The sequence below is a fragment of the Streptomyces sp. Q2 genome, from assembly GCF_056820935.1.
The window spans coordinates 129465-141677 of the sequence record NZ_JBXEJE010000009.1; the positions used below are offsets into that span (position 1 = coordinate 129465).

The 12213-nt window shown below is 70.0% G+C and carries 7 protein-coding genes; 3 read left to right on the forward strand and 4 right to left on the reverse strand.

The annotated features are described in order from the left end of the window. Positions 1-108: 108 nt before the first annotated feature. Positions 109-1536: an RICIN domain-containing protein gene (locus ACWBNA_RS12100; protein ID WP_482704295.1), complete on the forward strand. Its 1428-nt coding sequence runs from the start codon at positions 109-111 to the stop codon at positions 1534-1536. Between the two features lie 55 nt (positions 1537-1591). On the opposite strand, the gene ACWBNA_RS12105 is transcribed toward ACWBNA_RS12100, so the two are convergent. Continuing rightward, a complete protein-coding gene (locus ACWBNA_RS12105; protein ID WP_482704296.1) occupies positions 1592-2371 on the reverse strand; it encodes an HNH endonuclease family protein in 780 nt (259 codons plus the stop codon). A 165-nt stretch (positions 2372-2536) separates the two neighbouring features. Here ACWBNA_RS12105 and ACWBNA_RS12110 point away from each other — a divergent pair, with 165 nt between their 5' ends. Next, positions 2537-2719 (forward strand): antitoxin, encoded by a 183-nt coding sequence (locus ACWBNA_RS12110; RefSeq protein WP_482704297.1) that lies wholly within the window; start codon positions 2537-2539, stop codon positions 2717-2719. Positions 2720-2967: 248 nt separating this feature from the next. Here ACWBNA_RS12110 and mfd read toward each other — a convergent pair whose 3' ends face one another. The 3 genes from mfd to ACWBNA_RS12125 form a co-directional block, all read right to left on the reverse strand. After that, positions 2968-6498, reverse strand: coding sequence for a transcription-repair coupling factor (gene mfd / locus ACWBNA_RS12115; RefSeq protein ID WP_482704298.1), 3531 nt, complete (start codon positions 6496-6498; stop codon positions 2968-2970). A gap of 325 nt (positions 6499-6823) precedes the next feature. Continuing rightward, the gene (locus ACWBNA_RS12120) at positions 6824-9388 is read right to left on the reverse strand and encodes an ABC transporter permease (RefSeq protein ID WP_482704299.1); all 2565 of its coding nucleotides are present in this window, start codon (positions 9386-9388) and stop codon (positions 6824-6826) included. Next, on the reverse strand, positions 9385-10173 hold the full coding sequence (locus ACWBNA_RS12125) for an ABC transporter ATP-binding protein (protein WP_482704300.1): 789 nt from the start codon (positions 10171-10173) through the stop codon (positions 9385-9387). Before ACWBNA_RS12125 ends, ACWBNA_RS12120 begins: the two co-directional genes overlap by 4 nt. A 501-nt stretch (positions 10174-10674) precedes the next feature. On the opposite strand from ACWBNA_RS12125, the gene ACWBNA_RS12130 reads away from it, so the two are divergent. Next, entirely contained in the window at positions 10675-12195 is a 1521-nt protein-coding gene (locus ACWBNA_RS12130; protein ID WP_482704301.1) for an MFS transporter, read from the forward strand. Positions 12196-12213 lie beyond the last annotated feature (18 nt).

The following is a 12213-nucleotide window of genomic DNA, read 5'->3' on the forward strand; positions in this document are numbered from 1 at the left end:
TCTGATGTGCGGCAGCGTTCGATTCAGCCGAATTTTGATCGGTTGTGGTCTGCCTTGTTTCCCTCCATGGGATCCCCAGGGCAGCCGAGTGAAAGGGAAACGCCCTCGATGCGCCGTGCCTGGCTCCTCATACTCGCCGTGCTCCTCAGCCTCGTCCCCCAGGCCCTCCTGGCCGGCACCGCGCACGCGGCGACCGTCACGATCTCCAACCAAACCCAGTTCACCGATCCCACCGGAGCCGTGGTGCACGCACACGGCGGCGGTGTGATCAAGGTCGGCTCCTTCTACTACTGGTTCGGTGAGAACCGCAACGAGGACAACTCCTTCCGGTACGTGTCCGCCTACCGCTCGACCGATCTGAAGACCTGGGAGTTCCGGCGCCACGTCCTGACGCAGGCCACCGACCCGGAGCTCGCCTCGGCCAACATCGAGCGCCCCAAGGTCATGTACAACAGCGCCACCGGCAAGTTCGTCATGTGGATGCACAAGGAACTGGCCACCGACTACACCCAGGCCCGGGCCGCCGTCGCCGTCTCCGACACCGTTGACGGCGACTACTCCTGGCAGGGCAGCTTCCGCCCGCTGGGCCACATGTCCCGCGACATCACCGTCTACACGGACGACGACGGCACCGGCTACATGATCTCCGCCGCCCGCGAGAACCGCGACCTGCACATCTACCGCCTCAGCCCCGACTACCTCACCGTCGAGACCCGTGTGCAGCTGCTCTGGGCCGGCCAACTGCGCGAGGCCCCGGCGCTGTTCAAGCGCAACGGCGTCTACTTCCTGCTGACCTCCGGCGCCACCGGCTGGCGGCCCAACCAGCAGATGTACGCGACCGCCTCCAGCATCACCGGCACCTGGAGCGACCTGCACAACGTCGGAGACTCCACCGGCTACGGCTCCCAGACCACGTTCGTCCTGCCCGTGCAGGGCAGCGCGGGCACCGAGTACCTCTACATGGGCGACCGCTGGGGCAACTCCTTCGGCCAGAACGTCAACGCCTCGAAATACGTCTGGCTGCCGCTCGAGTTCCCCACCGACACCACGATGACCATGGACTGGTTCGCGCAGATCAACATCGACACCGCGGCCGGCAGGGTCGACGGCGTCGGCGGGCCCTGGGAGACGGTCAGCGCACGCCACAGCACCAAGTGCCTCGACGTGCCCAGCAGGTCCCTGGACGACGGCACCCAGATCACCCAGTACACCTGCAACGGCGGCATGAACCAGGCCTGGTGGTTCAAGGACATGGGCAGCGGATACGTCCAGCTCTCCGCCCGGCACAGCGGCAAGTGCCTGGACGTGGCCAACAACTCCACCGCCAACGGCAACCCGGTCATCCAGTGGACCTGCGGCACCGGCACCAACCAGCAGTGGCAGCTCCAGGACGCCGGTGACGGCTGGGTCCGCCTCGTCTCACGCCTCAGCGGCAAGTGCCTCGACGTGTCGGACAAGTCCACCGCCGACGGCGCCAAGCTCATCCAGTGGACCTGCGGCACCGGCACCAACCAGCAGTTCAGGCGCGCGGCCTGAGCGGCTCCGGCGGCCCGGCCCGGGACCGGGCCGGGCCGCCGGAGCACGCCTCGGCTCATCCCCCGCACTGCTCCAGCATCATCTGCCGGTCGGGTGTGGTCACCGCCAGTTCGTACTTGAGGGCGACCTGGGTGAAGCGGACCGCGTAGGCGCAGCGGATCTGTTTGTTCGGCGGGAGCCAGGAGGCGGGGCCCGAGTCGCCCTTGGACGAGTTGGCGCGGCCCTCGGCCGGGATCAGGTTGAGCGGGTCGTTGGCCATCTGCTCCCGCTTGTCCTCCGACCAGCGCGAGGAGCCCATCTGCCAGCTGTAGGAGAGCGGCACCACGTGGTCTATCTGCACTTCGGTGGCCTTCTGCTTGCGCCACTCGATGGTCGTACCGGTGTACGGGTCGTGCAGCGTCATCGCGATGACCACACAGTCGGACCCGGAGCGGAAACGCAGGCTCTGGCCGTCGCGCTGCAGTAGGTCGTTGCGGGTGTCGCAGCCGTTGCGGGCCAGCGGGACCCCGTCGGCCGTGTCCATCCACGCGTAGCCGAACTCGTCCCGGTCGTAGCCCGTCTTGGGTCCGCGCCCCTTCGTCCGCAGGGTCTCGATGAGCTTGCGGGCGGCGGCCCGGTCGGTCTCGCTCGTCAGCGGGGCGAGGCCCGGCTTGGTGCCGTCCGGGTTCTTCAGGGGGCTGACGGCACGACCGTCCTGTGCCGGTGCCGCGGCACCGCTGCCCGTCGAAGAGCCGCCCTCTTCAAGGCCTTCGCAGCCGGCGACGAAAGCCATGGCGGCGATCACCGCAAGTCCGGTCCTGACGGGGGCTTTCGCCCCGCCCCTCAGACGCGTCATGCCGCGCCCCTCCCCTCGCCTGCCCGGTTCCCGCCTCCGCACGGGCGGGGGTGTGCCTGTCTCACCGTAGCGGCCGAGAGGTCCAGACCATATGGGGCCAAAATAAGCATGGCGAACAAGTCGGGCGTATCGTCGATTGCGAGTCACCTCCGGAAGGAGCTCTGGATGGGCATCTTCGACAAGTTCAGGAACCAGGCGAAGGGCAGCAAGGGCAAGGACATGTCCGACGCCGCGGAACGGAAGGCCAACGAGAAGTCGGGCAACAAGTACGAGAGCCAGGTCGACGACGCGCAGCAGCGGATCGAAGGCCGGCTCGGCATGGATCGCGACAGGCCCGAACAGCCGTAGGCCGGAGACTCACGGAGGTCATGAAGTCCGCCGCGCACAACGCCCCGGCCGGGCTCCCTGAACCACCAGGCGACAGAGGCCGTCCGCGGAGACCACCTCCCGCGGGCGGCTCCCCTGTCTTCGCGCCCACGGTGGGCACGGTGAACGCCCGACCCACCCACACCCGGCCAACGATGAGGTGTTCCGGACGCTGGCGACCACGCTGTTCCCGTTCCGTCTGAAGACCCCTCCAGGGGCCCAGAACGGCCCTACGACCCCAGGATCGACGCCAGGAACTCCCCGACCCAGCCCAGCAGTTCCCGCCCGATCAACGGCTTCCCGCCCACCTTCGCGGTCTTGGGGCGCGGCACCAGCACCTGGTGCGCCGACGGTTTGATGACGGTCCCCGGGTAGAGGCGCTTGAGGCGCAGCTCCTGGGACTCCCTCAACTCGACCGGTGCGAAGCGGATGTTGTTGCCCTGGAGGACGACCTCGCCGACGCCGCACGCGCGCGCGAGCATGCGCAGCCCCGCCACCAGCAACAGGTTCTCCACCGGTTCCGGCAGCTTGCCGTAGCGGTCGACGAGTTCCTCGCGTACGGCCTTGATGTCGTCCTCGGTGTTGACCGAGGCGATCGCCCGGTACGCCTGGAGGCGCAGGCGCTCGCCGGGGGCGTAGTCGTGCGGGACGTGCGCGTCGACCGGGAGCTCGATCTTGACCTCGAGGGGGGCCTCCTCCTCGACGCCGCCCTCCATGGAGGCGCGGTAGTCCGCGACGGCCTCGCCGACCATGCGGACGTACAGGTCGAAGCCGACGCCCGCGATGTGGCCGGACTGTTCGCCGCCGAGGAGGTTTCCGGCGCCGCGGATCTCCAGGTCCTTCATGGCCACGTACATGCCCGCGCCCATCTCGGTGTGCTGGGCGATGGTCGCCAGGCGCTCGTGGGCGGTCTCCGTGAGGGGCTTCTCCGGCGGGTAGAGGAAGTACGCGTAGCCGCGCTCGCGGCCTCGGCCCACCCGGCCGCGCAACTGGTGGAGCTGGGAGAGGCCGAAGTTGTCGCCGCGCTCCACGATCAGCGTGTTCGCGTTGGAGATGTCGATGCCGGACTCGACGATCGTCGTCGACACCAGCACGTCGAACCTCTTCTCCCAGAAGTCGACGACGACCTGCTCCAGCGACTGCTCCGACATCTGGCCGTGGGCGGTCGCGATGCGGGCCTCGGGGACGATCTCCCTGAGACGGGCCGCCGCCCGGTCGATCGACTCCACCCGGTTGTGGATGTAGAAGACCTGGCCCTCGCGCAGCAGCTCGCGGCGGATGGCGGCGCCGATCTGCCGCTCCTCGTACGGGCCCACGAAGGTGAGCACCGGGTGGCGCTCCTCGGGGGGCGTGGTGATCGTCGACATCTCGCGGATGCCGGTGACCGCCATCTCCAGGGTGCGCGGGATGGGGGTCGCGGACATCGTCAGCACGTCGACGTTCGCGCGCAGCTTCTTCAGCTGCTCCTTGTGCTCGACGCCGAAGCGCTGCTCCTCGTCGACGATGACCAGGCCCAGGTCCTTGAACTTGGTCTCGGCGGAGAACAGGCGGTGGGTGCCGATGACGACGTCCACCGAGCCGTCACGCAGGCCCTCGAGGACCGCCTTGGCCTCGGTGTCGGACTGGAAGCGCGACAGGGCGCGCACGTTCACCGGGAACTGCGAGTAGCGCTCGCCGAACGTCCCGAAGTGCTGCTGGACCAGCAGGGTGGTGGGGACGAGCACGGCGACCTGCTTGCCGTCCTGAACCGCCTTGAAGGCGGCGCGGACGGCGATCTCCGTCTTGCCGTAGCCCACGTCGCCGCAGACCAGGCGGTCCATGGGGACGGTCTTCTCCATGTCCTCCTTGACCTCGGCGATGGTGGTGAGCTGGTCGGGCGTCTCCGCGTACGGGAAGGCGTCCTCCAGCTCGCGCTGCCAGGGGGTGTCCGGGGCGAAGGCGTACCCGGGGGCGGCCATCCGCGCGCTGTACAGCCTGATCAGGTCGGCGGCGATCTCCTTGACCGCCTTCTTCGCGCGCGCCTTGGTCTTCGTCCAGTCGGCGCCGCCCAGGCGGTGCAGGGTGGGGGCCTCGCCGCCGACGTACTTGGTGATCTGTTCCAGCTGGTCGGTGGGGATGTAGAGCCGGTCGCCGGGCTGGCCGCGCTTGGCGGGGGCGTACTCGACCACCAGGTACTCGCGGGTCGCGCCCTGCACGGTCCGCTGCACCATCTCGATGTAGCGGCCCACGCCGTGCTGCTCGTGGACGATGTAGTCGCCCGCTTCCAGGGTGAGCGGGTCGATGGTCTTGCGGCGCCGGGCCGGCATCCGGACGCCGTCCTTGCCGGCCGCCTTCTGCCCGGTGAGGTCGGTCTCCGTCAGGACGGCGAGCTTGAGCGCCGGGTCGACGAAGCCGTAGTCGATCGAGCCGCACGCCACGTGCACGACGGAAGGGCTCAGCGAGGCGAGGTCCGCGTCCATGCGGGCCGCGATGCCCTCCCCGCCGAGCACCTCGACGGTACGGGCCGCCGGGCCGTGCGCCTCCGTCACGTACACCGCGCGCCAGCCGTCGGCGAGCCAGCCCTTGGTGTCGGCCAGCGCCTTCGCGGTGTCCCCGCGGTACGTCTCGGGCGCGTGCATGCCGAGCTTCATCGTGTCGGCGTCCAGTTCGTCGTCCGCCGCGAACGGCGACACCGACCACCACATCATGTCCAGCTCGCGCGCCCGGTCCCGGACGTCCGCGATGGCCCACAGGGACGCCGCGTCGACGTCGATGGGCGCCTCGCCGCCGCCGGCGGTGGCCGCCCAGGACGCCTGCAGGAACTCCTGCGACGTCGCCACGAGGTCGGCGGCACGCGTGCGTACCCGCTCGGGATCGCAGACGACGGCCATGGAGCCCTTGGGCAGGACGTCCAGCAGCAGCTCCATGTCGTCGACCAGAACCGGCGCCAGGGACTCCATTCCCTCCACGGCGATGCCCTCGGCGATCTTTCCGAGCAGCTCACCCAGCTCCGGGTGCTCCTCGGCGAGGGCACGCGCACGCGTACGGACGTCTTCCGTCAACAGAAGTTCACGGCAGGGCGGCGCCCACAGGCCGTGCTCGGCGACTTCGAGGGAGCGCTGGTCGGCGACCTTGAAGTAGCGGATCTCCTCGACGTCGTCGCCCCAGAACTCGACGCGCAGGGGGTGTTCCTCGGTGGGCGGGAACACGTCGAGGATGCCGCCTCGTACGGCGAACTCGCCGCGCTTCTCGACGAGCTCCACGCGCGCGTACGCGGCGGCGGCGAGGGCTTGGACGATCTCGTTCAGGTCGGCGGTCTGCCCGGTCCTCAGGGCCACCGGCTCCAGGTCACCGAGGCCTTTGACCTGCGGCTGGAGCACGGATCGTACGGGCGCCACGACGACGGAGACCGGGCCGGTCTCGGGGTCGTCGGGGCGGGGGTGGGCCAGGCGGCGCAGCACGGCGAGGCGGCGGCCGACGGTGTCGCTGCGCGGGCTCAGGCGCTCGTGCGGGAGCGTCTCCCAGGACGGGTACTCCACGACGCCTTCGGGCGGGAGCAGCGAGCGCAGGGCCGCCGCCAGGTCCTCCGCCTCGCGTCCGGTCGCCGTCACCGCCAGCACGGGCCGGCCGGCCTCGCGGGCGAGCGCGGCGACAGCGAAGGGGCGGGCGGCGGGCGGGCCGACCAGGTCGACGTGCATGCGGTTGCCGTCTGCGGCCGCGGTGATCGCTTCCGCGAGGGCGGGGTCCTTGACTACGGCGTCGAGCAGACCGTGCAGGCTCATTCGGGGGCGGCTTTCGTCCGGGGGGTGGGCAACGCGAATCGCCCGACGCGCGTGGCGGGCCGGGGGTGCCTCCAGCGTACGTCGCTGCGCGGGCGGGTGCGGGAGCTGTGGACAACGCCCTGTGGACAACGTGCGTCGCCTGGTGCTCGGCGCCTGCGTGGGCGTACCAGGGGGCCCCGCCCTCTGGACCCCCGGCCTGTACCCACCCGCCACCCGACGCGGCACGTCAAAGGTGAACCTCGAAAAGACGACAAGAACCCGGCGCCGAGAAGTCCCCCGTGACTTCTCGGCGCCGGGCATCCCCCGTCCGCGGTGGCTGCGGTGCTTACTCGGTCGCGATCGCGGCCAGGACGTTCATCCGCCCCGCCCGGAACGCCGGGATCAGCGCCGCGAACAGGCCCACGAAGGCCGAGCCGACGAAGACGCCGATGATCGTCGGCCAGGGGATCTCGAGGACGTTGAGGCCCTCCAGGGCGAGGAGCTTCTGGGCGGTGGCGCCCCAGCCCATGCCCAGCCCCAGGCCGAGCAGCGCACCGAACAGGGCGATCACCACCGACTCCATGCGGATCATCCGCCGCAGCTGGCGCCGCGAGAGGCCGATGGCCCGCATCAGGCCGATCTCCCGCGTCCGCTCGACCACCGAGAGGGCCAGGGTGTTCACCACACCCAGGACGGCCACGATGATCGCCAGGGCGAGCAGGCCGTAGACCATGTTCAGGAGCTGGCCGATCTGGTCCTTCAGTTCCTGCTTGTAGTCGGTCTGGTCGCGGACCTGGTACTGCGGGTAGTCGTGCAGCGCCTTCTTCAGCGCCGCGTACGCCTGGTCCGTCTGACCGGCCTTGGCCTTGGCGAACATGATCGTGTTCGGCGGGATCTGGTCGGCCGGGACGTACTTCCGCATCGTCTCGATGCTGATGTAGCGCGCACCCTGGTCGAGGGCGCTGTCGTCGCTCGTGATGGCCGCGACCTTCAGCTTCGCCGTCTCGCCGCCCTTGAAGGCGACGTCGATGGTGTCGCCGACCTTCACGCCGTGTGCCGTGGCGTAGTCCGAGCCGACCGACATGGCGTCCTTGCCGTAGGCGGCCGTCAGGGTGCCCGCGGTGGTCGCGCGGCGCAGGTCCTCGGCGTACGACGGGTCCGCGGCGGTGACGCCGGAGTCGTCGGTCTTGCCGTCGGGCGAGGTGAGTGTGGCGTTGAGTTCCTTGTAGCTGGTGACGTGGGCCAGGCCGGGGCTCTGCTCCATCGCCTTCTGGGCCTGCGGGACGATCCGCTGGTTGCCCTGGACGATGAAGTCCGCGCCGACCGACTTGTCCAGCTCGCTCGTCGCCGAGGCGACCATCGAGGAGCCGACCACCGACAAGCAGGCCACCAGGGCCAGGCCGATCATCAGGGCGGCGCCCGTGGCACCGGTACGGCGCGGGTTGCGCAGCGCGTTGCGTTCGGCCATGCGTCCCACCGGGCCGAAGCCCCGCAGCAGCACCGCGCTGATCACCCGGACGACCCCACCGGCCAGCAGCGGGCCGATGACGACGAAGCCGATCAGGGTCAGCACCACGCCCGCGCCCAGCATCAGCGAGCCGTCGCTCGCCTTGTCGGCGGTGCCGGCCGCGTAGAGGGCGAACCCGCCGGCGCCCGTCAGCACGAGCCCGATCAGGCCGCGCACCAGGCCGGCCCGGCCGTCGGCCGGCGTACCGGCGTCGCGCAGCGCGGCCATCGGGGAGACCTTGCCGGCGCGGCGGGCCGGGAGGTAGGCGGCGAGGACGGTGACGACGACGCCCAGCAGGACACCGGCGACGGGGGTGGTCGCCTTGATGGTCAGGTCGTCGGTGGAGAGGTTCATGCCGGCCGCCGACATGAGCTTCATCAGGCCGATGGCGATGCCGACGCCGGCCCCGACGCCCAGGATGGATCCGACGACGCCCAGCAGTGTCGCCTCGACCAGTACGGACCGGTTGACCTGCCCGCGGGAGGAGCCGACGGCCCGCATCAGGCCGATCTCGCGGGTCCGCTGGGCGACCAGCATCGAGAACGTGTTGATGATCAGGAAGATGCCCACCAGGAACGCGATCCCGGCGAAGCCGAGCATGGCGTACTTGATGACGTTCATGAACTCGCCGACGTCCTTGCGGTTCTCGTCGGCGTTCTCCTTGGCCGTCTGGAGCTTGAACGTGCCGTCCAGGGCCCGGTCGACGTTCTGCTTGAGCCGCGTGTCACTGACACCGGCCGCGGCCGTCACGTTGACCTGCGTGAACCGGCCGGTGGCACCGAGGAGTTCACGCTGTGCGGTCGCGGTGTCGAAGAAGACGATCGCGGCACCGGGGTTGGTCACCTTGAAGGTGGCGACCCCGACGATCTTCGCGGTGAAGTCACCGGCGACGGAGATCGTGCGCAGTTCGTCGCCGATCTCGAGGTCGTGCTTGTCGGCGGTGTCGGCGTCGACCATCAGCTCGGTCGGCCCGCGCGGGGCGTGCCCGGAGGTGATCTCCATCGACCGGAGTTCGTTCTTCGTCCAGTTGCCGGCGATCGTCGGAGCGCCGTTGCTGGAGCCCATGTTCTTGTTGTCGCTGTTGACGACGGTCACGTTCATCGAACTGACCGCGCCCTCGACCGACTTGACGCCGTCCGCCTTCCTCACCTGCTCCAGCGTGGAGGCCGGCAGTGATTCGGGCTTGCCGTTCTGCGGCGTGTCGTCGCTCCTGGCCTCCTTCGGGGAGACCGTGACGTCGGACGCGCTCGTCGCGAACAGCTTGTCGAAGGTCGTGTTCATCGTGTCGGTGAACACGAGCGTGCCGCACACGAACGCCACCGACAGCAGGACCGCGACGGCCGACAGTGCCATGCGTCCCTTGTGCGCGAAGAAGTTGCGCATCGAGGTCTTCAGGACGGTCATGACGTGCGCCCCCGGGCGTCGAAGTCCTTCATGCGGTCCAGGACGGTCTCGGCGGTCGGCTTGTACATCTCGTCGACGATCCGGCCGTCGGCGAGGTACAGCACGCGGTCCGCGTACGACGCCGCCACCGGGTCGTGCGTGACCATCACGATGGTCTGGCCGAGCTCGTCCACCGACCGGCGCAGGAAGCTCAGAACTTCGGCGCCCGCGCGCGAGTCGAGGTTTCCGGTCGGCTCGTCACCGAAGATGATCTCGGGCCGGGCGGCCAGGGCGCGGGCCACGGCGACGCGCTGCTGCTGACCGCCGGAGAGCTGGGTCGGCCGGTGCTTGAGCCGGTCGGAGAGGCCGACGGTGTCGACGACCCGCCCCAGCCACGCCTTGTCGGGCTTGCGGCCCGCGATGTCCATGGGCAGCGTGATGTTCTCGAGCGCGTTCAGCGTCGGCAGCAGGTTGAACGCCTGGAAGATGAACCCGATCCGGTCCCGGCGCAGCTGGGTGAGCTTCTTGTCCCTCAGCCCGGTGATCTCGGTCTCGTCCAGGTAGATCTGCCCGGACGTCACGGTGTCGAGCCCGGCGAGGCAGTGCATCAAGGTGGACTTGCCGGACCCCGAGGGGCCCATGATCGCGGTGAACTGACCGCGGGCGATGTCCACGTCGACGTGGTCCAGGGCGACGACGCGGGTCTCCCCGGACCCGTACGCCTTCACGACCTGCCGCGCCCGCGCGGCAACGGCCGTACGCCCGCCAGTGCCCCCGTGCCTGGTGATGGTCACAGCCGATGTCACGGTATGTCTCCTAAGTCGGTCAGCAGGTGAATCTGTTGATCAGCAGGTGCTCAGCGGATGAGCCGTTCGAATGGGTACGTCGATGAGTCTGGCGCCAGGAGAGGGTCCCGCGCGCTGGTGCCGGGCCCCGTCTTGTGCGGGGGAAAACCCCACCCCCGGAGGGTCGGTGAACCACACCCGACCGCCCCCCGCCCCCTTCCTGACCGCTCCCCGAACCGCTGTCCAGCGGCGTAAAGCCAGGTTAAGGACGCCCCCCACCCCATCTCCTCCTCCGCCGGTACGAACCCTCCCCCAGCCGTAGTACGGAGGTACCCCTAGGGGCAGTCCACCGCCGGGTGGATACGTTCTCCGGGTCCGCTCCACCCTGCGGCCCAGCCAGGCTCCACCCTCCCGTGACGTCAGCGTCAAGTCCTCCCGCGATGCGCGTCGGACCTCCCGCGATGTACGCGTCGGATGGGAAGCTGTCCGACGGCAGATAGGTGCAAGGGGAAAGGACCTCGCGTGGGCGACACGCAACCCGCGATACAGCAGGCCGTCCGGCGCACCACACCCGACCGGCGCGGTGCCGTGGTCGCCGCCCTGATGCTCGCGATGGCCCTGGCGGCACTCGACTCCACCATCGTGTCCACCGCCGTACCGCAGATCGTCGGCGACCTCGGCGGCTTCTCGGTCTTCTCCTGGCTGTTCTCCGGCTATCTGCTCGCCGTCACCGTCACCCTGCCCGTCTACGGCAAGCTCTCCGACACCTTCGGCCGCAAGCCGGTGCTGATCGCGGGCGCGGCCCTGTTCCTGCTCGGTTCCCTGCTGTGCGCGGTGGCCTGGAACATGGGCGCGCTGATCGCCTTCCGGGTGGTGCAGGGCTTGGGAGGAGGGGCGTTGCAGGGCACGGTCCAGACGCTCGCCGCCGACCTGTACCCCCTCGAGGAGCGCCCGAAGATCCAGGCCAAGCTGTCCACGGTCTGGGCGGTGTCCGCGGTCGCGGGCCCCGGCGTGGGCGGCGTCCTGGCGGCGTACGCGGACTGGCGCTGGATCTTCCTGGTCAACCTGCCGATCGGCGCGGTGGCCCTGTGGCTGATCGTCCGCCACCTCCACGAACCGCAGCGGGACGTACGACCTGAGGAGGAGACGAAGGCGGCCACGCGCGCGCGTGTCGACTGGGCGGGCGCGCTCGCGGTGTTCGCGTGCGGCGGCGTCCTGCTCACCGCGCTGGTACAGGGCGGGGTGGCCTGGCCCTGGCTGTCGGCCCCCTCACTGGCCCTGTTCGGTGCGGGCCTCGCGCTCGTGGTGGTCGTGGTGCTGGTGGAACGCAGGGCGGCCGAGCCGATCATCCCCGGGTGGGTGTGGCGACGCCGTACGATCGCCGCGGTCAACCTGGCCCTCGGCGCGCTGGGCCTGCTGATGGTGGCCCCGACCGTCTTCCTGCCGACGTACGCCCAGTCCGTCCTCGGCCTGGCGCCGGTGACCGCCGGATTCGTGCTCTCGGTATGGACGTTGAGCTGGCCGGTGTCGGCCGCGCTCAGCCAGCACGTCTACCGGCGCATCGGCTTCCGCAACACCGCGATGCTCGGCATCGGCACGGCCGCGCTGATCCTGTTCGCGTTCCCGTTCCTGCCGTACCCGGGCGAGGCATGGCAGCCGACGCTGCTGATGCTGCTGCTGGGCTGTGCGCTCGGGCTGTTCCAACTCCCGCTGCTCGTCGGCGTCCAGTCGACGGTCGACTGGGCGGAACGCGGCACCACCACAGCGTCCGTCCTCTTCTGCCGCCAGACCGGCCAGACCCTCGGCGCGGCTCTCTTCGGCGCGGTCGCCAACGGCGTACTGGCCGCACGGCTCGGCGGCGCGGGCGACCTGGACTCCGTGACCCGGGCCCTGGACGCGGGCCCCGCGCCCGAGGCGACCCGGCACGCGATCGCGGACGCGGTGCACGCGGTGTACCTGGGGGCGGCGGGCGCGGCGGCGATCGCCTTCGTGGTGCTGCTGGTGCTGGCGCCGCGGCGGTTCCCGGTACTGACGGAACAGTGAGCCGACGGATCGCCTGGC

What these genes read in the sequence shown, in the direction of transcription:
- ACWBNA_RS12100 (WP_482704295.1), top strand. Translation starts at nt 109, where the DNA reads ATGCGCCGTGCCTGGCTCCTCATACTCGCCGTGCTCCTCAGCCTCGTC.
- ACWBNA_RS12105 (WP_482704296.1), bottom strand. Translation starts at nt 2,371, where the DNA reads ATGACGCGTCTGAGGGGCGGGGCGAAAGCCCCCGTCAGGACCGGACTT.
- ACWBNA_RS12110 (WP_482704297.1), top strand. Translation starts at nt 2,537, where the DNA reads ATGGGCATCTTCGACAAGTTCAGGAACCAGGCGAAGGGCAGCAAGGGC.
- mfd (WP_482704298.1), bottom strand. Translation starts at nt 6,498, where the DNA reads ATGAGCCTGCACGGTCTGCTCGACGCCGTAGTCAAGGACCCCGCCCTC.
- ACWBNA_RS12120 (WP_482704299.1), bottom strand. Translation starts at nt 9,388, where the DNA reads ATGACCGTCCTGAAGACCTCGATGCGCAACTTCTTCGCGCACAAGGGA.